Source organism: Klebsiella sp. RCJ4 (genome assembly GCF_009025755.1).
GTDB classification, from domain to species: domain Bacteria; phylum Pseudomonadota; class Gammaproteobacteria; order Enterobacterales; family Enterobacteriaceae; genus Klebsiella; species Klebsiella michiganensis.
Map to the genome: position 1 here is coordinate 319,138 of NZ_WCIN01000043.1, position 24,382 is coordinate 343,519.

General features: G+C 56.1%; 22 protein-coding genes. 21 read left to right on the forward strand and 1 reads right to left on the reverse strand.

The genetic code is table 11. The features are described from left to right. Positions 1-134 precede the first annotated feature (134 nt). The 4 genes from F8562_RS24380 (at position 135) to F8562_RS24400 (ending at position 2,893) form a co-directional block, all read left to right on the forward strand. The gene (locus F8562_RS24380) at positions 135-728 is read left to right on the forward strand and encodes a non-oxidative hydroxyarylic acid decarboxylases subunit B (protein WP_032694662.1); all 594 of its coding nucleotides are present in this window, start codon (positions 135-137) and stop codon (positions 726-728) included. Continuing rightward, a complete protein-coding gene (locus tag F8562_RS24385) occupies positions 728-2,155 on the forward strand; it encodes a non-oxidative hydroxyarylic acid decarboxylases subunit C (RefSeq protein WP_004853598.1) in 1,428 nt (475 codons plus the stop codon). Before F8562_RS24380 ends, F8562_RS24385 begins: the two co-directional genes overlap by 1 nt. 10 nt (positions 2,156-2,165) lie before the next feature. Further along, entirely contained in the window at positions 2,166-2,402 is a 237-nt protein-coding gene (locus tag F8562_RS24390) for a non-oxidative hydroxyarylic acid decarboxylases subunit D (RefSeq protein ID WP_004853596.1), read from the forward strand. 338 nt (positions 2,403-2,740) lie between these two features. Beyond that, on the forward strand, positions 2,741-2,893 hold the full coding sequence (locus tag F8562_RS24400) for a Hok/Gef family protein (RefSeq protein ID WP_009651623.1): 153 nt from the start codon (positions 2,741-2,743) through the stop codon (positions 2,891-2,893). Positions 2,894-3,012: 119 nt separating this feature from the next. On the opposite strand, the gene mutS is transcribed toward F8562_RS24400, so the two are convergent. Next, positions 3,013-5,574: a DNA mismatch repair protein MutS gene (gene mutS / locus F8562_RS24405; RefSeq protein WP_042934154.1), complete on the reverse strand. Its 2,562-nt coding sequence runs from the start codon at positions 5,572-5,574 to the stop codon at positions 3,013-3,015. A gap of 716 nt (positions 5,575-6,290) precedes the next feature. Between mutS and F8562_RS24410 the strand changes: the two genes are divergently transcribed. From F8562_RS24410 to F8562_RS24490, 17 genes are all read left to right on the forward strand, one after another. Further along, the gene (locus F8562_RS24410) at positions 6,291-6,830 is read left to right on the forward strand and encodes a fimbrial protein (protein ID WP_004124241.1); all 540 of its coding nucleotides are present in this window, start codon (positions 6,291-6,293) and stop codon (positions 6,828-6,830) included. A 79-nt stretch (positions 6,831-6,909) separates the two neighbouring features. After that, positions 6,910-7,464: a fimbrial protein gene (locus tag F8562_RS24415; RefSeq protein ID WP_014226579.1), complete on the forward strand. Its 555-nt coding sequence runs from the start codon at positions 6,910-6,912 to the stop codon at positions 7,462-7,464. Between the two features lie 75 nt (positions 7,465-7,539). Beyond that, positions 7,540-10,008 (forward strand): fimbria/pilus outer membrane usher protein, encoded by a 2,469-nt coding sequence (locus tag F8562_RS24420; protein ID WP_014839357.1) that lies wholly within the window; start codon positions 7,540-7,542, stop codon positions 10,006-10,008. Between the two features lie 25 nt (positions 10,009-10,033). Further along, the gene (locus F8562_RS24425) at positions 10,034-10,777 is read left to right on the forward strand and encodes a molecular chaperone (protein WP_032720410.1); all 744 of its coding nucleotides are present in this window, start codon (positions 10,034-10,036) and stop codon (positions 10,775-10,777) included. An 18-nt stretch (positions 10,778-10,795) separates the two neighbouring features. Next, positions 10,796-11,425, forward strand: a complete 630-nt coding sequence (locus F8562_RS24430; protein ID WP_049824831.1) for a fimbrial protein — start codon at positions 10,796-10,798, stop codon at positions 11,423-11,425. After that, positions 11,425-12,477, forward strand: a complete 1,053-nt coding sequence (locus F8562_RS24435) for a fimbrial protein (protein ID WP_014839354.1) — start codon at positions 11,425-11,427, stop codon at positions 12,475-12,477. The genes F8562_RS24430 and F8562_RS24435 overlap by 1 nt, the downstream gene beginning before the upstream one ends. A gap of 9 nt (positions 12,478-12,486) precedes the next feature. Next, positions 12,487-13,035 carry a fimbrial protein gene (locus F8562_RS24440; RefSeq protein ID WP_014226575.1) on the forward strand — a complete coding sequence of 183 codons (549 nt, stop codon included), beginning with the start codon at positions 12,487-12,489 and terminating at the stop codon, positions 13,033-13,035. 22 nt (positions 13,036-13,057) lie between these two features. After that, on the forward strand, positions 13,058-13,729 hold the full coding sequence (locus F8562_RS24445; protein ID WP_014226574.1) for a transcriptional regulator: 672 nt from the start codon (positions 13,058-13,060) through the stop codon (positions 13,727-13,729). Positions 13,730-13,833: 104 nt separating this feature from the next. Continuing rightward, a complete protein-coding gene (locus F8562_RS24450) occupies positions 13,834-14,040 on the forward strand; it encodes a DUF4762 family protein (RefSeq protein WP_014226573.1) in 207 nt (68 codons plus the stop codon). A 70-nt stretch (positions 14,041-14,110) separates the two neighbouring features. After that, complete coding sequence (locus F8562_RS24455; RefSeq protein WP_014839351.1) at positions 14,111-14,779, forward strand: DsbA family protein; 669 nt, start codon at positions 14,111-14,113, stop codon at positions 14,777-14,779. A gap of 2 nt (positions 14,780-14,781) precedes the next feature. Then, positions 14,782-15,732: an ABC transporter gene (locus F8562_RS24460; RefSeq protein ID WP_014839350.1), complete on the forward strand. Its 951-nt coding sequence runs from the start codon at positions 14,782-14,784 to the stop codon at positions 15,730-15,732. Between the two features lie 9 nt (positions 15,733-15,741). Continuing rightward, entirely contained in the window at positions 15,742-17,853 is a 2,112-nt protein-coding gene (locus F8562_RS24465) for a peptidase domain-containing ABC transporter (RefSeq protein WP_094909265.1), read from the forward strand. Further along, on the forward strand, positions 17,850-19,010 hold the full coding sequence (locus tag F8562_RS24470; RefSeq protein WP_014226569.1) for an efflux RND transporter periplasmic adaptor subunit: 1,161 nt from the start codon (positions 17,850-17,852) through the stop codon (positions 19,008-19,010). Before F8562_RS24465 ends, F8562_RS24470 begins: the two co-directional genes overlap by 4 nt. Beyond that, positions 19,010-20,953, forward strand: coding sequence for an ABC transporter permease (locus tag F8562_RS24475; protein WP_014226568.1), 1,944 nt, complete (start codon positions 19,010-19,012; stop codon positions 20,951-20,953). Before F8562_RS24470 ends, F8562_RS24475 begins: the two co-directional genes overlap by 1 nt. Further along, a complete protein-coding gene (locus F8562_RS24480) occupies positions 20,950-22,347 on the forward strand; it encodes a TolC family protein (RefSeq protein WP_014839347.1) in 1,398 nt (465 codons plus the stop codon). Before F8562_RS24475 ends, F8562_RS24480 begins: the two co-directional genes overlap by 4 nt. After that, positions 22,334-23,587, forward strand: coding sequence for a beta-ketoacyl-[acyl-carrier-protein] synthase family protein (locus F8562_RS24485; protein ID WP_014839346.1), 1,254 nt, complete (start codon positions 22,334-22,336; stop codon positions 23,585-23,587). The genes F8562_RS24480 and F8562_RS24485 overlap by 14 nt, the downstream gene beginning before the upstream one ends. Further along, a complete protein-coding gene (locus F8562_RS24490) occupies positions 23,584-24,378 on the forward strand; it encodes a MaoC/PaaZ C-terminal domain-containing protein (protein ID WP_014226565.1) in 795 nt (264 codons plus the stop codon). Before F8562_RS24485 ends, F8562_RS24490 begins: the two co-directional genes overlap by 4 nt. The last annotated feature ends 4 nt before the right edge of the window (positions 24,379-24,382 follow it).

Sequence of the window (24,382 nt, forward strand, 5' to 3'; positions counted from 1 at the left end):
GCCGTTCGGGAGGCGTTTTAGCATTTTTCCTGTTTTGATGAAAAATGCGGCCGTGTACGAACGCACTTGCACGAAAAGCTCATCAAGCGTAGTTTTAATAAAAACGTTCGTATACGAACAATTATGAGGCGATGATGAAGCTAATTGTAGGGATGACCGGAGCGACGGGTGCTCCGCTGGGCGTGGCGCTGCTCAAAGCGCTTCGAGAGATGCCGGAAGTGGAAACGCATCTGGTGATGTCAAAGTGGGCCAAAACCACCATTGAGCTGGAAACGCCTTACAGCGCCCGTGAAGTGGCTGCGCTGGCCGATTTCTCGCACAGTCCGGCGGACCAGGCCGCCGTCATCTCATCGGGTTCGTTTCGTACCGACGGCATGATCGTTATCCCCTGCAGTATGAAAACGCTGGCGGGTATTCGTGCCGGTTATGCCGAGGGGCTGGTGGGGCGGGCCGCGGACGTGGTGCTGAAAGAGGGGCGTAAGCTGGTGCTGGTGCCGCGTGAAATGCCGTTGAGCACGATCCATCTGGAAAACATGCTGGCCCTGTCAGGCATGGGTGTGGCGATGGTGCCGCCCATGCCCGCTTATTACAACCATCCCAAAACCATTGAGGACGTCACTGACCACGTTGTCACGCGGGTGCTGGATCAGTTCGGTCTGGAGTATCACAAAGCGCGCCGCTGGAGCGGGTTGCGGGCGGTAGAGAATGTATCACAGGAGAATGAATAATGGCTTTTGATGATTTGCGCAGCTTTTTGCAGGCGCTGGACGACCAGGGGCAACTGCTGAAAATTAGCGAAGAAGTGAACGCGGAGCCGGATCTGGCCGCGGCGGCAAACGCGACCGGGCGCATCGGCGATGGCGCTCCCGCGCTGTGGTTTGACAATATTCGCGGTTTTACCGATGCGCGCGTGGCAATGAACACCATCGGTTCCTGGCAGAACCACGCTATCTCGCTGGGGCTGCCGCCGAATACGCCGGTGAAAAATCAGATCGACGAATTTATTCGTCGTTGGGATAAATTTCCGGTGACGCCGGAGCGGCGGGCAAACCCGGCGTGGGCGGAAAATACCGTCGACGGCGAGGCGATTAATCTGTTCGATATTCTGCCCCTGTTCCGTCTCAATGACGGCGACGGCGGCTTTTATCTCGACAAAGCCTGCGTGGTTTCTCGCGATCCTCTCGACCCGGACAATTTTGGTAAGCAAAACGTCGGCATTTACCGTATGGAGGTGAAGGGCAAACGTAAACTCGGCCTGCAGCCGGTACCTATGCACGATATCGCTCTGCATCTGCACAAAGCGGAAGAGCGCGGTGAAGACCTGCCGATCGCCATTACCCTGGGTAACGATCCGATTATCACCCTGATGGGCGCCACGCCGCTGAAATACGATCAGTCGGAATATGAGATGGCCGGCGCGCTGCGTGAAAGCCCGTACCCAATCGCCACCGCGCCGCTGACCGGCTTCGACGTACCGTGGGGGTCAGAGGTGATCCTCGAAGGGGTGATTGAAAGCCGCAAGCGCGAAATTGAAGGCCCGTTCGGCGAATTTACCGGCCACTACTCGGGCGGCCGTAATATGACGGTGGTGCGTATCGATAAGGTTTCCTACCGCAGCAAGCCGATTTTCGAGTCCCTCTATCTCGGTATGCCGTGGACCGAGATCGACTACCTGATGGGCCCGGCCACCTGCGTACCGCTGTATCAGCAGCTGAAGGCTGAGTTCCCGGAGGTGCAGGCCGTCAACGCGATGTACACCCACGGCCTGCTGGCGATTATCTCCACCAAAAAACGCTACGGCGGCTTTGCACGCGCGGTGGGTCTGCGGGCGATGACCACGCCGCACGGCCTGGGCTACGTGAAGATGGTGATCATGGTTGATGAAGACGTCGACCCGTTCAACCTGCCGCAGGTGATGTGGGCGCTGTCGTCGAAGGTCAACCCGGCGGGTGACCTGGTGCAGCTGCCGAATATGTCGGTCCTGGAGCTTGATCCAGGCTCCAGCCCGGCGGGGATCACCGACAAACTGATTATCGACGCCACCACGCCGGTTGCGCCCGATCTGCGCGGCCACTACAGCCAGCCGGTACAGGATCTTCCTGAAACCAAAGCCTGGGCTGAAAAACTGACCGCCATGCTGGCCAACCGTAAATAAGGAGAAGAAGATGATTTGTCCACGCTGCGCCGATGAACATATTGAAGTGCTGGCAACATCGCCGGTAAAAGATGTCTGGACGGTATTCCAGTGCCAGCACTGTTTCTACACCTGGCGGAATACTGAACCGCTACGCCGCACCAGCCGGGAACATTATCCGGAAGCGTTCCGCATGACCCAAAAGGATATCGATGACGCGCCAATGGTGCCGCATATTCCGCCGCTGCTGGCGGAAGATAAACGCTAAAATCAACGGGGTCCGCTTAGTCGGGCCTTTTTATATTTAGTTAATCAATGCAAAATATTTATTAATTAAATTTTCAAATTGCATAAAAGGTTAATAGAGCAGATACGTTTGCGAGCCATCTTCCAGTTTATAATAAAATCAACGGGTTTGATAAATTACCGATAAGCTTCGCGGCCGGGAAAATATAGAATAGCGGCGGGTGCTTGAGGCTATCTGGCTTTGAGCATTGACAAGGATTCAGATAGACGAAAGCCCCAGGAGATATTTCTATCAACTGAGGCTGACGAATGAACCTGAACAATTCAGATGTTAGTCTCTTCTTTGCAGGGAGGCAAGACATGCTAACAAAATATGCCCTTGTGGCAATCGTCGTACTGTGTATTACGGTACTGGGATTTACGCTTTTGGTGCGCAGCTCGCTGTGCGAACTCAGTATTAAAGAGCGTAGTATGGAGTTTAAAGCTGTTCTCGCTTACGAATCGAAGAAATAGCATCAGCGCGGGGGCAACCCCGCGTATTGGTTGTCAGGATGCATCCTCTCGCACCCAGTTTGCATTTGTTAAAACGGCAGCACCGCAGGGCGCTGCCGTTTTTTCACGTTAAACGAGAACTACACCAGGCTCTTCAGGCGATAGATCCACTCCAGCGCCTGGCGCGGAGTCAGCGAATCCGGGTCAAGATTCTCCAGCGCTTCAACCGCGGGCGAGGTCTCTTCCGGAGCGGAAAGCAGCGACATCTGGGTACCGTCCACCTGCGTGGCGGCAGCGCTCGGCGCAATGCTTTCCAGCTCGCGCAGCTTCTGCCGCGCGCGTTTAATCACCTCTTTCGGCACACCGGCCAGCGCGGCTACCGCCAGACCGTAGCTCTTACTTGCCGCACCATCCTGCACGCTGTGCATGAAGGCGATGGTGTCGCCGTGCTCCAGAGCATCAAGATGGACGTTGGCCACGCCTGCCATTTTCTCCGGCAGCTGGGTCAGCTCGAAGTAGTGGGTGGCAAACAGGGTCAGGGCCTTAATCTTGTTCGCCAGATTTTCCGCGCAGGCCCACGCCAGCGACAGGCCATCGTAGGTCGAGGTGCCACGACCGATTTCATCCATCAGCACCAGGCTATGCTCGGTGGCGTTATGCAGAATATTGGCGGTTTCGGTCATCTCTACCATAAAGGTTGAGCGGCCGCTGGCCAGGTCATCCGCCGCGCCGACGCGGGTGAAAATACGATCGATGGGGCCGATGTCGACTTTTTCCGCCGGAACGTAGCTGCCGATATACGCCAGCAGGGCGATCAGCGCGGTCTGACGCATATAGGTACTTTTACCGCCCATATTCGGACCGGTGATAATCAGCATTCTCCGCTGCGGGGCGAGGTGCAGCGGGTTAGCGATGAACGGCTCTTTCAGAACCTGCTCAACCACCGGATGGCGGCCTTCGCTGATACGAATACCCGGCTTATCGCTAAAAGTCGGGCAGCAGTAGTTGAGGGTCTCCGCGCGCTCGGCGAGGTTCACCAGCACATCGAGCTCCGCCAGCGCGCTGGCGCTCTGCTGCAGATCGCCAAGATGCGGCAGCAGCATATCGAAAAGTTCATCGTACAGCTGCTTTTCCAGCGCCAGCGCCTTCCCTTTGGAGGTCAGCACTTTGTCTTCATACTCCTTCAGCTCAGGAATAATATAGCGCTCGGCGTTCTTGAGGGTCTGGCGACGGACGTAGTGGATCGGCGCATGCTGGCTCTGACCGCGGCTAATCTGGATGTAGTAGCCGTGGACGGCATTGTAGCCTACCTTCAGCGTGTCCAGCCCCAGGCGCTCGCGCTCGCGAACTTCCAGTCTGTCGAGGTAATCGGTCGCGCCATCGGCCAGGCCGCGCCACTCATCGAGTTCCGCGTTATAGCCGGGGGCGATAACGCCGCCGTCGCGAACCAGTACCGGCGGCGCATCGATAATCGCCCGTTCCAGCAGTTCGCGCAGCTCGCTAAATTCCCCCATCTTTTCCCGGAGCCGCTGTACTGGCGCACAGTCGACGTCCCCCAGCATCGCGCGCAGTGCCGGCAGCTGCTGGAAAGCGTGACGCATACGCGCTAAATCGCGAGGACGGGCGGTGCGAAGCGCCAGGCGCGCCAGAATACGTTCGAGGTCGCCGACCTGGCGCAGTACCGGCTGCAGCTCGGTGTAATGTTCCTGCAGCGCGCCGATGGTCTGCTGGCGCTCTACCAGCACGGCGGTGTCGCGCGCCGGCATATGCAGCCAGCGCTTAAGCATACGGCTGCCCATGGGGGTCACGGTGCAGTCGAGCACCGAGGCCAGCGTATTATCAAAGCCGCCGGCCAGGTTCTGGGTGATCTCCAGATTGCGGCGGGTGGCCGCATCCATAATGATGCTGTCCTGCTGGCGCTCCATCGTGATGGAGCGGATATGCGGCAATGACGTGCGCTGGGTGTCTTTGACGTACTGCAGCAGGCAGCCGGCGGCGCACAGGCCGCGCGGGGCGTTTTCAACGCCGAAACCAACCAGATCGCGCGTACCGAACTGGAGATTGAGCTGCTGGCGCGCGGTGTCGATTTCAAATTCCCACAGCGGACGGCGGCGCAGGCCGCGGCGGCCCTCAATCAGCGACGACTCGGCAAAATCCTCCGCGTACAGCAGCTCGGCGGGGTTGGTGCGCTGGAGCTCCGCCGCCATCGTTTCGCGGTCAGCGGGTTCGCTCAGGCGAAAACGTCCGGAGCTGATATCGAGGGTGGCGTAGCCAAAACCTTTACTATCCTGCCAGATGGCGGCCAGCAGATTGTCCTGGCGTTCCTGCAGCAGCGCTTCATCGCTGATGGTACCCGGGGTCACAATGCGGACGACTTTGCGTTCAACCGGCCCTTTGGTGGTTGCCGGATCGCCAATCTGTTCGCAAATGGCCACCGACTCGCCCTGATTAACCAGCTTAGCCAGATAGTTCTCAACCGCGTGATGGGGGATCCCGGCCATCGGAATCGGTTCGCCCGCGGAAGCGCCGCGCTTCGTCAGCGAGATATCCAGCAGCTGCGATGCGCGTTTCGCATCGTCATAGAACAGTTCGTAAAAATCACCCATCCGGTAAAACAGCAGAATCTCCGGGTGCTGGGCTTTCAGCTTGAGATACTGCTGCATCATCGGGGTGTGGGCGTCAAGATTCTCTAGTGTACTCATCAGTTTTTGCTGTCCATTTTCTGAAGTTTTAATGAGTTAGCGGAGTTTATTGTTTTCATGACGTCGCGCTATCGCTCATCGGTTCCCGTGAAACTGTGCATTTCTGTTTATTGACTCATGAGCCGCATGATAACGGAGTCTTCAGGTCAGGAAAACAAGAAGCAGCGGCGGTATGCCGGAGGAGGAGGTCGCAGCGGAAAAAGGCTATACTGGCGAATGCAGGTCGATGGTATAGACGGGGAGACATCCGTTTTCACCGGCGTCGTACGCCTCGCGTTATTTCCCTTATTCCGTCTACTTTTCACCGTTGCGTGTAGCAGAAAAGGGGGTTTGTTAATAAAATGTGATCTGTGTTACAATTCTCTTACCATCAACATCTTTCGTTTATCCTCTATTAATTACCTTTCGTAATTTGTTTTTAGGATATATCTCAGCATTCTGCGAGTTAATTTCCTATGGTGGCATTGTTCGCGAGGTTAAATCTTTTTTTAATTCCTTTGTAAATGTATCTCTTTTTACCTAAAAAATGATTTGTTAGTATTTTTGTCGACCAGGGGATCTGGCTTTAATTAAATTATTAATATTAATTAATAGTCTAATTATTGAAACGGATTTTTCGGTGATGCGGAGGGCTGCAAATTGTTATGAGAGTATAACTCAGCAATTTTATAGCTCCTTACTCTTTAGGATAAAAATTTATAACGCAGGAATTTTCTATGAAACTGAATAAAGTTGCTATGGCTGTGGCATTAACTGCTGCTCTCGGCTCAATGTCTGCACTGGCTGATACCACTAATGGTCAGATTGAGCTTCAGGGTGAGCTGGTGAATACCGCGTGTGGTTTAGCGCCGTCGTCCAGCCCGGTAACCGTTGATTTTGGTCAGGTTCCAGTTTCCCTGCTGCAAGGCGGGGGTCAGGCAACTGAAACCAAAAACATCGAGCTGCAGTATTGCGATACCACCATCGCCAGCAGCGCCGTTGTTTCCTATACCCCGACTTCGGTTAACCCGAACGATCCTACTCTGGCTGCCTTTACTTCTGGTACCGCATCTGGTGCAGGTATCGGCCTGAAAGATAGCGCTAGCCAGACTGTGACCTGGGGCGCGCAGACCACGCCGGTCACCCTGGTCGATGGTACTAACACCATTCCTTTCGTGGCCTTCCTGAAAGCGGAAGCGGCAGCGAGCGGTTCTACCACTACCGTAACCGCGGGTGCATTCCAGTCAACGATCAATTTCACTATCGATTATCAATAATCGATTTTGAATTATCGCTCGCGGGGAGGTTCCTCCCCGCGATATTGGATGGTGTACCCGATAATATGGAATTCTGAGTATGGTTAAGGATACAGAGAAAAAGAGACTGATGGCGCTATTCGTATCGGTATTACTCTTTTCCGGACATGCTTCGAGTACTAATTTTACGCCCGGACAGCTGGCGCTTTCGGGGGAGCTGGTTGCTGCCGCCTGCGATATTGATCCCAGCTCGCGGGAGCTATGGGTGGATTTCGGCAACATATCCGCTCGCGATATTAATATGGATCAAGAAGGTAAGCTCGTCCGGCCTTTTCTGGTGCGCTTAGTGGGCTGCGCGTCTTACGGCAGCGAAAATCAATCAACGCCCGGTGCTTATGCCACGATTACTTTTACCGGCAATGCGTCATCGCAGGACCCGACCGTATTAATTCCGGATGGGGAAGGAAAGGGGTTTGGTATACAGATTCGCGATCGCCGTGGGGAAGTTTTAACTTTTGGAGAACCCTCTTCGGGATATCTGCTAAGTGATGAGAATAATACGCTGAAATTCACCGCTTCGCTGGTTCCTGTTCAGCAACATATTAAGGCTGGGGATTTTTACGCCGTCACTCGTTTTTATATGGATTACAACTAGACGCAAGCCAGCTATTGCTGTTGTAGCTTGTTTACCGCGCACGATATTTTACTGAATGATTCGGGATGAATAGTCATGTCAGCAGAACTAAAAATAAAAATAATCCTCTCTCAGATGCTTTTTTTCTGCTGTGCTTCTATGGCTTGTGCCTCAACCGACGTGGAATTCAATACCGACGTACTGGATGCCGCCGATCGCGACAATATCGATTTAACCCGTTTCGCCACCGACAACTATGTCCCGCCGGGCGAGTACTTATTAGATATTAAAATAAATGGCCAGGCGGTGGGGCAGCAAAAGGTTCGCTATCTGGCTTCTAAGGACCAGAAGCATACCCAGGCCTGCATTAACGGCGAAATTCTTGCCAGATTGGCGTTGAAAGAAGAAGCGCAGAAAAAGGTCGCACAGCCGTTTGCCGATTGCTATGACCTGCTGAGCCTTCCTGGCGCTACGCTCAGCAACTACGCCGGGGTGCTGGACATCACCGTCCCGCAGGCGTGGATGAAATACAACGATCCGAACTGGACGCCGCCGGAGCGCTGGGACCAGGGCATTGGTGGTTTTTTGCTCGACTACAGTCTGACCGGGCAATATACCCGCCAGCTTGATATGCATGAAGATTACACCACCCTGAGCGGATACGGCCAGACCGGGTTTAACCTCGGCGGCTGGCGTTTGCGCGGCGAATATCAGACCAGCTATTACAGCGCGACGCATCAATTTGATTTCGACATGAATCAGATCTACGCCTACCGTCCTCTGCCGATGATGGCGGCAAAGCTGACGGCGGGGGAGATCTACCTTGATTCTCAGGTCTTCGACACCGTGCGCTTTACCGGGCTTAATCTCGCCAGCGATGAGCGTCAGCTGCCGCCAAACCTGCAGGGCTACGCGCCGGAAATTCGCGGCCTGGCCAAGACCAACGCCAAAGTGACGGTGAAGCAGAGCGGGCGCATTATTTATGAAACGACGGTTCCCGCCGGGCCGTTTAACATTCAGGATTTACGCAGCTCGGTGCGCGGTACGCTGGATGTTCAGGTGGAGGAGCAGGACGGTTCCATTTCGACGTTCCAGGTTAACACCGCCAACATTCCTTACCTTACGCGTCCCGGCTACGTGCGTTACAACGTGGCTGTCGGCGCGCCGTCCCGCTATAACCATAAAATTCAGGGGCCAGGTTTCGCTTCCGGTGATTTCTCCTGGGGGATAACCAACGCCTGGTCGCTGTACGGTGGTTTACAAAGCGCAGGGGCGGAATATACCGCGGTCTCCGCCGGTATTGGCCGCGATCTCAGCGTACTGGGCGCGCTCTCGCTGGACGCCACCGAATCCTACAGCCAGCAGTCAAACCAGAAGCGGCTTAAAGGCACCTCGTTTAAGCTGAGCTATGCGAAAACGTTCGACGAATATAACAGTTCAATTACCTTCGCCGGCTATCGCTTCTCTCAGGAAGATTTCCGCTCTTTCTCGCAATATCTCAACGAGCGTTACGAGGGTTACGACAGCCTTGGCCGTGAAAAAGAAGTCTATACCATCACCGGGAATAAAACGTTCTGGGCCGATGAGCCAGGCAAAGCGACCACCGTCTTTCTGACCTATACCCACCAGAATTACTGGAATCGAAGCAGCCAGGATCGCTACGGCATCTCGTTAGGGCGCTCGTTTAACGTCGGTAATATTCGCGGGATCACCACCAATATTTCGGCCTACCGTTCCGATTACGAAGGGCGTAAAGACGACTCTATTGCTTTCTCGCTTTCCATTCCCGTTGGCGATAGCAAATGGAGCGGTCTCGACGTACAGACCAATAACGGCAAAACCAGCCCGATGCTCTCGTACACCGACAGCAGCGACTACAACAACCTGTGGCGACTGCGTGCCGGGGCGAGCCAGAGCGGCTATGCCAACGTCGACGGCTACTATCAGCGCCGCTCGCAGTATGCCGAAATCAACAGCAACGCCAGCTATCAGCAGGATCACTACGTTTCCCTAAGCAGCACCCTGCGCGGCGGCTTTACCGCTACCCGGCACGGGGCGGCGATCCACAACAGCGGCGCGACGCTTAACACGGCGCGCGTGATGGTGAATACCAACGGTATCGGCGACGTTCCGCTCAATGACGGTAAATCAAGAACCAACAATTTCGGTATTGCCGTTATTCCGGACATCGTGAGCTACAACAGCTTTGATACCCGTGTTGATGTCGATGCGATGTCGGAATCCATCGAACCGGCAAAGGCCATCAGCACTGCCACGCTGACCGAAGGCGCCATTGGCTATCAGACCTTTGGCATGGCCAAGGGCGAAAAAATGATGGGGATTATTCGCCTGGCTGACGGTACCTATCCACCGTTCGGCGCGGAGGTTATCAACGGCGATGGCGTGAGCGTCTCCATGATTATGGAAGGTGGCCAGGGATGGCTGGCGGGGGTTAATCCTCAGGAGCTGCTAAGCGTAGTGTGGAGCGGGAAAAAGCAGTGCCAGATTGCCATCCCGCCGACCATCGTGCGTCGTTCGACAGCCGCGCTATTGCCGTGTAAATGACAGTGACAGTAATAAAAGGCCAAAAATGAGCATAACAAGCAACAAATTCTGCTGGATGGGCGTTGTGATGCTGGCGGCGGTAAGCGGTACCGCTCAGGCAGGGGTTTCGCTGGATCGCACGCGTCTTATCATCACCGGTAAAGACAGCTCGGCGAGCGCGAATTTAACCAACACCAGCCCGGATATTCCTTTCCTCGCGCAATCGTGGGTTGAGGACAGCAAGGGCAACAAGATTACCTCTCCGCTGGTGGTGCTGCCGCCTTTACAGCGGATTAACGGCGGGCAAAAAGGGGTGGCGCGGGTCACCAAAACTGATGGTATTAACCAGCTGCCGCAGGATCGGGAAAGCCTGTTTTATTTAAGCGTGCGCGAAATCCCGCCCAAGCCGGATAAAGCGAATGTCCTGCAGTTAGCCATGCAGTCGCGGATTAAATTATTTTACCGCCCGACGGCCATTATTCCCAAAAGCAAAAGCGAGATTTGGCAGGACCAGGTCGTCTTTCAAAAGAGCGGCAATAAGATGACCGCGCAAAACCCGACGCCCTATTACATCACCATTATTAGCTTGTCCCGCGTTAAGGGTGAAAAAATCACTAAGTTTCCGGGGATTATGATTGCGCCGAAGTCCAGCATGGAGTTCAGCGTAACCGACGGCGGCGTGCGAGATTTCGCCATGATGTATGTGAACGATTATGGCGGTCATCCGGAGCTGAAATATCGCTGTGAAGGAAATACCTGTAAAGCGCTGCCGCCATCGCAGCAAGGGTAATTAAAGAGGAACCTGATGATGAAAACGCGTCTATCGCTATTAGCACTGTTTGTATTCGGTATCAGTATGCCAGCGCTGGCCGACGCTGATATTCCGCTACAGCCACAGCACTATAACCGGGATCATCAGGGGGAAGATGGCGGTAACGTGATATTCAATGGCTCCGTTTATGCCTCGCCTTGCGTGCTGGCGCCGCAGAGCCGCCTGCAGATTATTGAGATGGGTGAAATCAGCGCCCGCCGTTTTCATCAGGCCGGCGACCGGAGCCAGCCGGTGCTGGTTCGCGTCGAACTCAAAGATTGCCTGAAAGGCGCCTCGCAGGCGCGCGACAGCATCGCCTCACGGACGACGGGCAGCAGCAAGCATCTCTACACCACCGGCGAGCAGGCGGTTCAGCTCACTTTTATCGGCGAATCGGATGAACATAATCGCCAGCTGCTGCGCCTGACCGGCAGCATCTCAGGAGCCGGTATTCGCCTGCTGGATGTCAAAGAACGGGCGCTGGATATTAATCAAACGCAGCCGCCGTTTATTGTGAAAACCGGCGATAGCAGCCTGACGTTTATTGCCGTGCTGGAGTCAACCGGACGAAACGTGACCGCGGGCAACTTTAGCGGACTGCTGCGTTTAAAAATGGAGTATCTCTGATGACGACGATGGTTATCGGACGAAAATCTTGCGTCACGCTTTTACTCTGCGGCGGCTTATTATCCCTTGACGTCAGCGCGGCGATTGAAGGGGAAATTACGCCGGTCGGCGGACCTAAAATGTATAATATTGACGTGGTCAATCAGGATATTACCAATAACAGCATAGGGGCAACGATTCCTTATGAATTTTCATTGGGCGGGCAATATTCTGGTATAGCCAGCTGTACCATTCCCATGGAAAATCAGGCGATTTATTACTCTGCGACCGCCTCGCTGATGCAGCAGGGAAGCGCGCCGGGCTATTTAAAGCTCAATGATTATATGGATGTAAAAATTGAAATTTATATCCGTGGTAAGCGCATGGATTATTTTGCGGTGCCTTTTTATAATGAATCGAATAACGCTTTTCAGAATAAATGCGTTCCGCCAACCACCCAATTTAATAACTTTGAGTCCGGCGCCAAGGGGCGGGTAACGTTTATGATTACTAAGCCTATTGTCAACGGCGTTAACCTGTTGGGTACAGAAATCGCCAAGCTTTACGGCCGCCTGGGGAACTATAGCTCAGGAATGGGCAGCACTCCAATGTCGATTGTCTCGATTAATTCCGGGGTCATTACCGTTCCGGATAAATGTATTGTTAACTCAGGCTCACCGATCGTCGTCGATTTTGATACCATCCCCAGTTCGGGTTCGCTGCTAAATGGCAATAATTACAGCCGGTCCGTGCCTATTCAGGTGAAATGCGAAGGGGGAAGTTTCGCGAACGGTAATTTAAATATTCGCCTGGGTATTCAGCAGGCCAATACCGCCAGTTTTAATAGCGATTATTTAGGGACCACCGGCGCCGTCGATCGATCCAATCTTGGCATTATTCTGAAAGATTCAGGCGGCAGTTTAGTGGCCGCGAATAGATTTTATGACGTGCCGGGTTTTAATAATAATCAGGGAACCTGGAATCTCACCGCCGCGCCGATTGCCAATGCCGGGACCAACGTTCTCGAAGGGGATTTCCAGGCATCGGCCACCGTGGTCGCTGAGTTTCAGTAAGGGGGCAGCATGCGTCAATTTATCGCATCTATGGTACTTCTGGGCTTACTGTCGGCGGCCACGCCGGCGTACGCCAGTGGGGAACTGATCGGCGGCGACTTAACCTTCAAAGGCACCGTCGCGGCCCATGGCTGCAGTATCGTTCCTTCATCCAAAAATATCGCCGTGGATTTTGGCCAGATTTCAACCCGTACGCTCTATGCGGAGAGCAAATCACAGCCCAAAGCGTTTGTGATTGAGCTTAAGGATTGCAGTACCGATGTTTTTAATTCCGTTACCGTAACCTTTAGCGGGACGGAAAATGCCAATATGAGCGACCGTCTGGCGATTACGCCGGTAGCGCCAAATTCCGCCAGCGGTATTGGCATTGGTTTTGAAGAGAGTAACGGCACGGCGATTTCACTCAATACGCCAACAACCGCGGTCGCCATTTCCGATGCCACCATGCAGTTAAATTTTAAAGCTTTTGTTGAAGGGGAACCGGACGCCTTGAGTAACAAAACCTTGCAGACCGGTGCCTTCCAGGCAACAGCGTATTACACCCTTAATTACCAGTAGAATAGATCAAGGATGATGATAAATGAGCCGCCGTTTCTTTCTCTACGATAAAAATATCTTTTTCTCAGAAGGCGTACGTTCTTTGGTTGACGATCTTGCCGCGCATGACGGCGACTGCGCTTTCTCAAGGCTGGACCAGTTCTCTCAGCTGATTAATACGCTGCGTCTGCCGAAGCAGAAAGAGGAGCTGCGCTGGGTGCTCTGCGATGTCGACAGTTTGCCGGACGAACGCTTTAATGCGCTATACACCATTAAAGAGTACTACTGCCGGGAAAATCAGCAGCTGGTGATTTTATTAGGAGAAAATAATATTTCTCTGTTTTTTGCGCTGCATTCGCTGCTCCCGGAGGCGAGCTGGTTATTAAAAAATGAGTCGCTGGAGAATTTTTTCAAATTCATTGAAGGCGCTGATTCGATGGTGGCAAAGAAAATATTTTATAGCCGCTCGCTAATTAATTATACCCGACAGAAGTGGTTAGCCCGGGATTTTAATAACAGTATCTCCAGCGATGACTGGTGGTTAATGGAAGAAATATTCAAAGGGAAGTCATTGTCGCAAATTTCCTCTGAGCAAAAAATTGATGTTCGTCGACTGAGCCGCTGCAAACGGGGCCTGATGAAAAAGTTAAACGCTAAAAATAACGTAGAGCTGTTTAATATTTTCAAATGTATCGTCGCCACCCCCTGCGTATAACAGCATACAAAGTCTAACATCGACAGAATTACTGGCAGATAGCTAAGCCAGTAGGTAAGTGTAAGAAAAATACATTTCAATATAAATAGTTAAGGATCTAACAAATGCAAAAATTAAGTATGATTGAAGCGTCAACTATTATTGGCGGCTGCTGCAAGGAAACTTGCACAAGCTCTTACGAGACAGTGGTCGTTGGCGGTGTTTCTACCTGTAAACAAGTGACCACCTGTACGGATAAGCACGGTTCAACCGTTAGCATGAAAGATGCGCCGGACAGCATGTGCGTCGTGCCAAATAGCGCCCGTTATTAATCACTGATGTGATACATGGAGGGGGAACCCTCCATGTATTTCTCCGCTATTTTCGCGAGCCTGGTATCAAATGAAGATAAAACCTATTACCGCCGTTGGCTATACGTTTCTGGTGGCGATAACTTCGTCACTAATTACCGTGCTGTGCTATCACATTTTTGTGTTTAATACATTTTCACTGGATAGCAGTCAGCCTTCCGCCCTGCGGGAAATTGACAGCGCAACCGTTGCCAGTAGCCCAATAAAAAATGAGAAAAGCATTATTGAAGTGATGTCCTATGGCTGTCACTACTGCGCATCGAACGAGGAAGAGATCGAAAAATTCGCCGCCACGCTACCCGCGGATAGCACCTTTGAAGTTATCCATATTACTGGCGAGAATAACGGCCTGGCGGTCTTTGCGCCGGTTTTTGCGACCCTTGAAGTCATGGGTATTGAGCGCCAGACGCGCGACCAGGCATTTAACGCGGTAATGACCCGTGGGATTAATTTAGCCGATGAGGAAACGCTTAATGGCTGGCTGAAAAAGAATAGTATTGATGTCGATAAATACCATCAGCTACGCCAAAGTCAGGCCGTCGCCGAGCGTCTGGAATATATGGCGAAAATCACCGAACTTTATGACATTAACGCGACGCCGCTGTTTATTGTCAATAAAAAATACGTAGTGGCGAAGGATCGTCAGTTTCCTGAATTTGCCGACTATTTGCGCCAGCTGTTAACCCAGGATAAGGAGTAAGCGTGGCGCGCTTTCTCATCGTCTGGAGCGTCTTCAGCGTAAGAAAATGGTCCGCGCAGCTGAGCTGGCGCTACCGGCCTCTTACCGGCTACGGCCAAAAAGCGGTGCGTAGAGTCATGCGTTTTACCCCGATGCCGCTGCTGCTGCTGGCGGTTCGCGCGCTGTGTCGGCTGCGGCTGCTGGGGAGACAGTACCGTGGCCGCAGCGCCGTGGCGACGCAAAACTACCGCTGCCTGACGGGCGTCGAGGGCCGAATTGATGCCGGATGGATAGCCATGCGTCGCCAGCTGCTGGAGATAGGGGCGACCTGGGGACAGCACCCGGCCACCCTGGCCCAGATGCAGGCATGCACACGAGAGCTTGACGCCGTTGTCGCTCCCCTGGCGGCGCAAAAGACGCCGGTCGTCCTTGCGCCGCTGCACTGCGTTTCCGATATCTTAGCAGCGATGGTCGGGGCTGGCGTGACGCCGGGCAAAGCCAGCGTAGTGGTCTCTTCCAGCGCGGAAAGCTACACCGTCGCCAGCCGTAAAATGGGCGGCGTCGCGCTCTCTTATTGCTCAATCCACCAGGATAATACATCGCTGGCTAGCGAGCTTATGGCGTTAATGACTAATGTATCGGCAGGGCGGGAAAATATGATTATTTTCCCCGACATTCCTGCCGATTACACGGTGCAGACCCCGGAAGCGCAGTCCGGGAAAATAAGCTGCCGGATATTTGGCCGCCCGGCGAAATTACATAGCGGGGTACAGCGGTTTTCTCGCATCGTATCGGCGCAGGTGGTTTTTTATCACCTCTATTATCAGCACGGGATAAAAATAAAGATCTATTCTCCGCTGAGGCCAAAAGAGGTCGCGGCAAAGCTACCGACGATGATTGAAAACACCCTGCGTGACTATCCGCAGGATTGGCTTTTGTGGCACAGCCATTCGCTCTATTTTATTAATCACTGATGCATCATCATGAAAAAGATTATTCCTGATATGGTTTTCCAGGAAGAGACCAATGAATGCGGCCTCTCCTGTATTGCGATGCTGGCGCAAACCCAGAATATTCCGTGCTCGCTGCCGGCTTTGCGGGAAATTTTCCCGGCATCCGATCATGGGACATCGTTGAGCGATTTATCCGTTATTCTGCAGCAGCTCGGCATTGCCACCGCGCCGGTATTGTTCGATCACGCTGAGCTTCATGCGCTGCCGTTCCCGTCCATTTTGCACTACGGCGCCAGCCACTATGTTCTGCTGGCCTGGCGAAAAGGGGATTACGTCTGCGTCATGAATCCGGCGATTGGCCAGCAGTGGCTGCCTTTCTCGGCATTAAAAAAAGAGATTAGCGGCTATGCGCTGATCCTTGAAGAGTCGCCCGGCGCGATTGCCGGCCCGGACCCGGTTATTACCGGCGCGCAGCAGGAGATGCCGCGGACGATGAGCCTGAAGGAGACCGCGGCGGTTCCGGGCATTTATAAGCTGATGCTCTTGACCTTCCTGGTGTCGCTCACCCTGTTTTTAATGCCGACGATGGTCAGCCGGGCGATCAACCAGGCCTTCTCTGACGTTCAGAATACGCAGTTTCCTTATTTATGGTTCATCCTCGCCTTTGTTGTATCCACGCTGCTGGCGCTGGGCGTCAGGGTGATTAGCGAGCGATTTATTCGCCGCTTTGTCCTGCTTAAAAGCGATATCGGTTTTTCCCGCCTGCTGAATAATCCGCTGCGTTTTTTTGAAAAACGCGCGCCGGGGGACGTTTTCAGCCGTTTTATCGCCTGGCAGGGCGGGATGCTGCAAAAAATCGAACTGGATAACGGGCTCCGCTCGGACTGGATCATCTGCGTTATCGCGATCGGCATTATGTTCTGGATCTCCCCGGTGCTGGCGCTGATTTCCGCCGTGGGTATTGTGGCGATGGGGCTGATTAGCGTCTGGGCCATTTTTCGCGACCGCTGGTATACGCAGCAGCTGCAGCTGAAAAGCGCGACGCTGAATGACTTTTTTATGGAAACGCTTCAGGGCGTGTTAACCATCAAGACCGCCGGGCTGGAAACGCAGCGTAAAGCGCAGTTTGCCCGTCTGTCTCATGACCTTTTCACCTGCCTCCAGCGGCAGAAAGTTTATCAGCAGGTCAAAGAGGGACTGTACCAGCTGACCGGCAGCCTTGAGATGGTGGTTTTTATGCTGGTGGTGCTGCCGCTGGTGCACGCAAAGCTTATCTCGCTGGGCGACTTTTTTGCCTACAGCTTTTTACGACAGATTTTTACCTCCTACGTCACGCGGATATTTTATGCCGTGATCCGTAAATCACAGCTGCACGTGATCGATACCCGCGCGCAGGGCCTGTTCACCCGCCATGAGCCTGCTGCGCCCCAGTTTGCTCCGCTCAGCGGTGAAGCGGTTCCGCGGCTGACGTTCGAGCAGGTGAGCTTTCATTACAACCCGCAGCGTCCGGTACTCAATGCCGTTGATCTCATCCTGGAGCCCGGCGATCGGCTGGCGATCGTGGGTGATTCCGGCGCCGGAAAAAGCACCCTGCTGCGGCTGATGGCAGGGCTTTTTTCCGCGCAGCATGGGCGAATTTTGCTGAACAACGACGAGGTGAGCGCGCAGCAGCTGGCGTCGCAGGTATGGCTACAGAGTCAGGAAGACATCCTGTTCAACGCCTCGGTGCTGCAAAACATCACCCTGTTTGACCCGTGGTACAGCGACAGCGATCGCGGGCGAGTGGAGGCGCTGGTCGAAAAAATGGCGCTGGGGCCGGTGGTTCAGGCGCTGCCGGGAGGAATGGAAGCGCTGATCCGCGAGAGCCACTCGGCGCTCTCTTTAGGCCAGCGTCAGCGGCTGATGCTGGCGCGGGCGCTCTACAGCACCCGGCCCATACTGCTGTTCGACGAACCGACCGCCAATCTTGATGATGAAACCGCGGAAACGGCGATCCTCGCGCTGTGCCAGTACTGCCGCGAACAGGGCAAGACGCTGATCGTCGTGACCCACAGCGAGCAGATCCTGCATCACTTCACGCGGCTTTATCGCCTGAAGGAAGGCAAGCTGCGCGATATCACACAGGGAGAGGTGGAGCAATGAGAAGAGCATTTTTACGCCGCCGTAAAACGTGGCTGTTTGCGCTGGTCGCTATGCTGGCCATTGTTGCCGCCGTCTATTATCAGCGCTCATTTCCGGCACAGGCCGAGTCGATTGATACCGTTACGCTCGATCGCGGGGATATCGAAAAGGTCGTGCTGGCGAGCGGGATTATCAAACCTGCCGTCCAGGTGAGCGTCGGCGCGCAGGTCAGCGGCCAGCTGCGTAAGCTGTACGTGCGCCAGGGCGAGCGGGTGCGCAAAGGGCAGCTGTTAGCCGAAATCGACCCGACGCTGCAGCTTTCCGACTTACGCAACGCTACCGCGCAGCTGGCCAGCGCCAGAGCGCAAAAGCAGGCCTCTGAGGCCACGCTGGTGCAGTACCGTAAAGCGCTGGCGCGCGAGCAGGCCATGAGCCGCGACGGCTCCGGCGTGAGCAGCGACCTCGAACAGGCGCAGGCGCAGTATGCCGCGCAGGTTCAGCAGATAGCGGTGAATGAGGCGCAGATTGTGCAGGCGGAAATGAGCGTGCAGACCGCTAACGCCAACCTCGGCTATACCCGCATTCTCGCGCCTATGGATGGCGAAGTGCTGGGCATCGTGACCCGTGAAGGGCAAACCATCGTCTCCTCGCAAATTGCGCCTACGATTCTGGTGCTCGCCGATCTCGATAAAGTCCAGGTCCAAACCCGCATTTCCGAAGCCGATATCCAGAAAATCCATCCGGGACAGCCGCTATGGTTTTACGTCATTGCCGACCCGCAAACCCGTTATGAAGGGGAGCTTGGCTATGTCCAGCCCGCGCCGCAGGAGGCGCTGGAGGAACAAAACGCCGGCGCGTCTGCCGGTAACCAGCAGAGCAGCGCCATTTACTATAACGGCACCTTCGAGGTGGATAATCGCCAGCGATTGCTGAAAACCTCGATGACCGCCCAGGTGTTTATCCGCATCGCGCAGGTGAAAGATGCGCTGCGCGTGCCGGTTGCCGCGCTGGGGCGTTCGCTCGGCGATGAGCGCTACCTGGTCGTGGTGCAAAAGGAGAACGGCAGCGAGGAGCGCACCATCCGCATCGGGATTAACGACCGCCAGTATGCGCAGGTTCTTGAAGGATTACAGCCCGGTGAGCGGGTGGTGATCCCGCAGGATGCGGGGTCCGTCTGATGGCTGAGCCGTTAATTTTGCTAAACAACGTCACGCGTCATTTTGTTGCCGGGACGCAACTGATTCCGGTGCTGAAATCCATCTCTCTGACCATTATGCCTGGCGAGATGGTGGCGATTATGGGCGCTTCCGGCTCGGGTAAATCGACGCTGATGAATATTATCGGTTGTCTGGATAAACCCAGCAGCGGTGAAGTGTATATCAACGGCATCGCCACCCATCAGGCCGACAGCGCGGCGCTGGCGGAGCTGCGCAGCCGCTGGCTGGGATTTATTTTTCAGCGCTATCACCTGATGCCTTATTTGACGGCGGAAGAGAATATTGCCATCCCTGCGCTCTATACCGCGATGCCCGCCGCTGAGCGCCAGGCGCGCATTGCGCTGCTGGCGGAAAAGCTGGGCATTGACGCGCGCCTGGCGCATAAACCCGCGCAGCTTTCCGGCGGCCAGCAGCAGCGGGTCAGCGTCTGTCGGGCGCTGATCAACGGCGCGCAGATTATTCTCGCCGATGAACCCACCGGGGCGCTGGATAGCGTCAGCGGCCGGGCGCTGATGGATGTTCTGCACCAGCTGAACGCTGACGGGCATACGGTGATTATCGTGACCCACGATCGCGAGGTAGCGCAGCAGGCCCAGAGGATCGTCGAGATCAGCGATGGGCAGGTGGTCGCCGACAGCACCCACGGCGCGCGTGATAATCGCGGCATTCCGCGGCTGCCCGCGGTACAGGATAACGGCCGGGCCTCGCTGTCGCGCAGTATCGGAGAGTCGGTACGGATGGCATGGCGGTCGCTGCTGGGGCATCGTATGCGCGCCTTTTTGTCGATGCTGGGGATTATCATCGGCATTTCGTCCGTGGTTTCCTCCATGGCGGTGGGAGAAGGCGCCCGGCAGAGCATCATGAACGAGATTGGCAAGCTGGGTAATACCACGCTCGAAATCCGCCCCGGCACCGGCTGGGGCAGCAAGCGTCCGGATATGGAGCGGGCGCTGTCGCTGGATGATATCGCCAGCCTCGGCAAACAGTCGTGGGTGCTTGGGGTGTCGCCGATCGTCTCCAGCATGACGACCGCGGTGCGCCAGGGGTTTGATTCCTCGATTATTCTTTCCGGGGTTTCCGCCGACTATTTCTCGCTGCAGGGCATTCGTTTTCTTCACGGCAACGGTTTTACCCACCGCGATGTCGACGATCGTGAACCGGTGCTGGTGCTGGATGAAACCAGCAAAGAGACGCTGTTTCCCGGTAATGAAGATCCGCTGGGTAAAATTGTGCAAATCGCCGGCGCGCCGTGGCGGGTGATCGGCATCGCCAGCAAGCCGGGACCGAAGGTGGTCAGCGGGTTTATGTCGGCCTGGATCCCCTATACCTCTTTGTTGCAGCGGATTTCCGGGGACAAACCGCTGGAGGCGCTCACGCTGCGCTTTCAGGAAACGCTGTCGCCGCAGGACGCGGCGCGACGGGCGGAAAGGCATCTTATCCGCGAGCATGGCAAAAAAGATTTCTTTGTCCAGACCGACGAACAGCTCGCCAACGCGCTGCAAAAAACCTCTGACTCCATGTCGCTGCTGATCACCGCGATTGCCGCCATCTCGCTGCTGGTTGGCGGCGTTGGCGTCATGAATATCATGCTGGTTTCCGTTACCGAACGCACCCATGAGATTGGCATCCGGCTTTCGGTCGGCGCTCGCCCCAGCGACATCATGCATCAATTCTTAATTGAGGCGGTGATGATCTGCGCGCTCGGCGGGCTGACGGGGGTATTGGGCTCCTGGGCCGCCGGTAACCTGTTTGCCCTGCTGACGCAGGAGTTTTCCATGGTCTTCACCTGGCTGCCGGTAGCGATGGCCTGCGGTTTTTCCGCCCTGATTGGCCTGACGTTTGGCTATTTTCCAGCGCGCCGCGCGGCGCGACTGAACCCGACGGAGGCGCTGGCCCGCGAATGAGACCGCTGACTTTATTACCGTTAATTGTATTGCTGACGGGCTGCGGGAATTTAACCCGCAGCGATTATCAGCGCCCGCTGCTGTCGGTGCCGGAGAACTGGCAGCGGACGGAGGGAGACAGCATCGCGCGCTCGCAGGAGAAAACGCAGCGCTGGTGGGACCGTTTCGGCGACGAACGTCTGTCGCGGGTGGTGGGGCAGGTGCTGGAAAGCAATAACGATCTCGCCGCTGCCGCCTTAACCCTTAAGCAGGCGCGTATTTCCGCTGGGCTCACCCGGACCAATATCAGCCCCGACGCGAGCCTCAACGGCTCCGGCAGTAACTCAAAACCGCTCAACAGCGGCGGTTCGCAGGAGAGCTACAGCGCCTCACTGTCCCTGAGCTATGAGCTGGATCTGTGGGGCAAGCTGGCGCGGATCCGGGAGCAGAGCGAATGGGAGGCGATAGCCAGCGAGCAGGACTACCGGGCGACGATCCTGTCGACGATTGACACCACCGCGCAGCTGTACTGGAACATCGCTCTGCTGAACCAGCAAATGATGTATCAGGCGGCGAGTCTGGATATCGCCAGGCAGACGCTGGCGCAGATTGAGTCCTGGCAGCGAGCGGGGAAAGTGGGACTGCTTGATGTGCTGCAGGCGCGACAGACGGTCATCAGCCGGCAGAATCAGCTGCTGAGCCTGAAGCAGCAGCGGGCGATTTCCCGTAACGCGCTGGCGCTGCTGCTCAACAGACCGCCGGCCCAGCACACCGATGAGTCCTCCGCGCTGGATGTGCGTCAGCATATCGCCATTGCCAACGCCACGCCGCTGGCCGCGCTCGCCAGCCGGCCGGACCTGCAGGCGGCGGAATCCCGCCTGCGGGCGGCGCTGGCGGGCTCAGACGCCGCGCGGCTGAGCTTCTATCCCACGCTCTCGCTGCAGGGAACGCTGAGCGCCGGAAGCCAGCTCTTTCACCAGTGGTTTAACGACCCGCTGCGCACCGTGGGCAGCAGCGTTTCCGCGCCCTTTATCCAGTGGAACACGGTACAGCTCACCGTGGAGCAGGCCAGCGTGAAGGTACAGCAGGAGGCGGTGAACTTTCGCCGCACCGCCTATACCGCGCTGTCGGAGGTGGACAACGCGATGGAGAAGCGGCTTAACGCCGACGAGCAGCGCGATCGTCTGCTGCAATCGCTACAGCTGGGCGAGCAGCGTCTGGCGCTCACCGGGAGCCGCTACCGCTCAGGAGCGGTGGATTATCAGACTCTGCTGAACGCCCAGGACGCGCTGCTTGATGTGCAGAACAGCCTGGCGCAGAACCAGTACGACTATCTTTATGCCACTTTGCAGCTTTGGCTGGCGCAGGGAGGCATTAACCCGCAACAGAGGACTTCCCAGAATGAGTCACAGTAACTCCCCTTATCGCGTGGTGATAACCGGCTATGGCGCGGTGACTCCCCTCGGCGATAGCGCCGCCGAAAGCTGGCAGGCCATCATGGATTATCGACGCGGCTACCGCTATGTGGATCTCTCCGCGAACGGTATTCACACGCATTTTATCGGTCAGGTGGCGAATGAACCCAGCCTTAAGGGGGTTCCCGCCGCGATTCGTCGGCGTCTGCCGCGTCACGCGCGCCTGGCGCTGGCCGCCGCGCGGGAAGCGGTGGTGATGGCCTTTGCGGGCGAAGCTCCCACGGCGTTTTATGACCCGCTAATGTGCGGCGCCATCATCGGCTCCGGCTGGGCAGGGCTGGATGAAAGCTATCTGGCGGTACCCGAGTTTGAGAAAACCGGCGTCTCCTCGCCCTTTAGCTGTTTTTTTTCCATGCCCAACGTGAGCACCGCCGCCTGTAGCCAGCTGTGGAATTTGCGCGGCTATCAAAATACCCCGGTCGCGGCCTGCGCCACCGGCACTATCGCTGTTGGCGAGGCCTATGATGCGATTCGCTTTGGCCGCGCCAGCATGCTGCTCGCCGGCGCCGGGGAATCGCTAAACAGCGTTTGCGCGATCTGGAATATCGATGTGCTCGGCGCGCTGAGCCGGGAAACGGAGTCGCCGGAGCGGGCCAGCTGTCCGTTCAGCCTGCAGCGCAGCGGGTTCGTGCTTTCGGAAGGCGGGGCGGTGCTGTGCCTGGAGGAGCGCGAGAGCGCCCTCGCGCGCGGGGCGACGATCCTGGCGGAGGTCACCGGCTATGCTAATTTCTCCGACGCGGTGGATTTTACCTCCCCGGCGGAGGACTGCGTAGCCCGCGAGCAGACCATCCGTTGGGCGCTGCGCGGCGCAGATCTCCAGCCTGCCGACCTCGATTACATCAACGCCCACGGCACCTCCACGCCGCTCAACGATCTCAACGAAACGCAGTCGCTGAAAAAGGCGCTGGGCGACGAGGCGTACCGCATCCCGATTTCCAGCACCAAAGCCTACTCCGGGCATCTGATTGCCGCCGCAGGGAGCTTCGAGACCATTGTTTGCCTGCAGGCGATGGCGGCGGGGATCCTGCCCGCGACGGCCCATTTAACCCAGCCTGACCCGCAGTGCGATCTTGACTATATCGCCGAAGGGCACCGTCAGGGGGAGATACATCGGGCGCTGAATCTGAGCTTTGGTTTCGGCGGCGCGAACGCCGCGCTGGTGCTGGAGAAACACGCGTGACGCTGCTGCACTACACCCTTGCCGACGCGCGGCAGTGGGCGGCGTTTTCCGGCGACGAAAACCCGATTCACTTCGACCTCGCGGCAGCGCGCGAGATGGGCGCGGGACAGCTGAGCGTCCACGGAATGCGCGCGCTGCTCGACGTGAAGCGCGATGCCCACTCCCGGCTGTACCGCCCTGAGCGTTACGTAAAATGCCAGGTTCGCCTGCGCAGGCCAATATGGTGCGATACCGACTGGCTGTTAACGCCCGGGGTAGCCAAAAATCGCCTTTTGTCCGCCACTTCGGTCAGCAATCCGCACAATGGCGAACTCTGCCTCTCCTGCCAGATGAGCACGGCGGCCGGGCCGGAATCGCTGGTGGGTAAACAGCCCTGCACGATTGCGCCAAAGACGCTGCGCGAGCTGCAGTCGTGCTTCCATGCCGCCTGGCCCGACCTGGCGCAGTGGCAGTTTCTTGACGCCTTGCTGTTCCGCCAGCTGATTGGCGATCCCGCGCTGCTGCGCCAGGAGAACATCGCCTCCCTGCTCGGGCCGGGGGAAACCTCGTTGCAGCAAATATTTACCCGCTATCCGGTGCTGCAAACCCACCAGGAGGTGGTGTTTGATGCTCGTCTCGCGGGCAAAGCGACGCCGATTTGGCCCGAATCTCTGGCGCTCTGGCTGCTGCCCTCGCTGGTGGTGGGCCAGGTCGAACAGGGGGCGCTGGTGCGCATCGCCGCGGCGGCGCAGCTGGATAACCTGATAATAACCAACGTGGTCACGCTAAAAGTTGGCCCCGTGCCTAATTGATAAT

What these genes read in the sequence shown, in the direction of transcription:
- F8562_RS24410 (WP_004124241.1), top strand. Translation starts at nt 6,291, where the DNA reads ATGAAACTGAATAAAGTTGCTATGGCTGTGGCATTAACTGCTGCTCTC.
- F8562_RS24380 (WP_032694662.1), top strand. Translation starts at nt 135, where the DNA reads ATGAAGCTAATTGTAGGGATGACCGGAGCGACGGGTGCTCCGCTGGGC.
- F8562_RS24450 (WP_014226573.1), top strand. Translation starts at nt 13,834, where the DNA reads ATGCAAAAATTAAGTATGATTGAAGCGTCAACTATTATTGGCGGCTGC.
- F8562_RS24425 (WP_032720410.1), top strand. Translation starts at nt 10,034, where the DNA reads ATGAGCATAACAAGCAACAAATTCTGCTGGATGGGCGTTGTGATGCTG.
- F8562_RS24435 (WP_014839354.1), top strand. Translation starts at nt 11,425, where the DNA reads ATGACGACGATGGTTATCGGACGAAAATCTTGCGTCACGCTTTTACTC.
- F8562_RS24485 (WP_014839346.1), top strand. Translation starts at nt 22,334, where the DNA reads ATGAGTCACAGTAACTCCCCTTATCGCGTGGTGATAACCGGCTATGGC.
- F8562_RS24385 (WP_004853598.1), top strand. Translation starts at nt 728, where the DNA reads ATGGCTTTTGATGATTTGCGCAGCTTTTTGCAGGCGCTGGACGACCAG.
- F8562_RS24480 (WP_014839347.1), top strand. Translation starts at nt 20,950, where the DNA reads ATGAGACCGCTGACTTTATTACCGTTAATTGTATTGCTGACGGGCTGC.
- F8562_RS24415 (WP_014226579.1), top strand. Translation starts at nt 6,910, where the DNA reads ATGGTTAAGGATACAGAGAAAAAGAGACTGATGGCGCTATTCGTATCG.
- F8562_RS24420 (WP_014839357.1), top strand. Translation starts at nt 7,540, where the DNA reads ATGTCAGCAGAACTAAAAATAAAAATAATCCTCTCTCAGATGCTTTTT.
- F8562_RS24400 (WP_009651623.1), top strand. Translation starts at nt 2,741, where the DNA reads ATGCTAACAAAATATGCCCTTGTGGCAATCGTCGTACTGTGTATTACG.
- F8562_RS24445 (WP_014226574.1), top strand. Translation starts at nt 13,058, where the DNA reads ATGAGCCGCCGTTTCTTTCTCTACGATAAAAATATCTTTTTCTCAGAA.
- F8562_RS24440 (WP_014226575.1), top strand. Translation starts at nt 12,487, where the DNA reads ATGCGTCAATTTATCGCATCTATGGTACTTCTGGGCTTACTGTCGGCG.
- F8562_RS24465 (WP_094909265.1), top strand. Translation starts at nt 15,742, where the DNA reads ATGAAAAAGATTATTCCTGATATGGTTTTCCAGGAAGAGACCAATGAA.
- F8562_RS24455 (WP_014839351.1), top strand. Translation starts at nt 14,111, where the DNA reads ATGAAGATAAAACCTATTACCGCCGTTGGCTATACGTTTCTGGTGGCG.
- F8562_RS24470 (WP_014226569.1), top strand. Translation starts at nt 17,850, where the DNA reads ATGAGAAGAGCATTTTTACGCCGCCGTAAAACGTGGCTGTTTGCGCTG.
- F8562_RS24430 (WP_049824831.1), top strand. Translation starts at nt 10,796, where the DNA reads ATGAAAACGCGTCTATCGCTATTAGCACTGTTTGTATTCGGTATCAGT.
- F8562_RS24390 (WP_004853596.1), top strand. Translation starts at nt 2,166, where the DNA reads ATGATTTGTCCACGCTGCGCCGATGAACATATTGAAGTGCTGGCAACA.
- F8562_RS24475 (WP_014226568.1), top strand. Translation starts at nt 19,010, where the DNA reads ATGGCTGAGCCGTTAATTTTGCTAAACAACGTCACGCGTCATTTTGTT.
- mutS (WP_042934154.1), bottom strand. Translation starts at nt 5,574, where the DNA reads ATGAGTACACTAGAGAATCTTGACGCCCACACCCCGATGATGCAGCAG.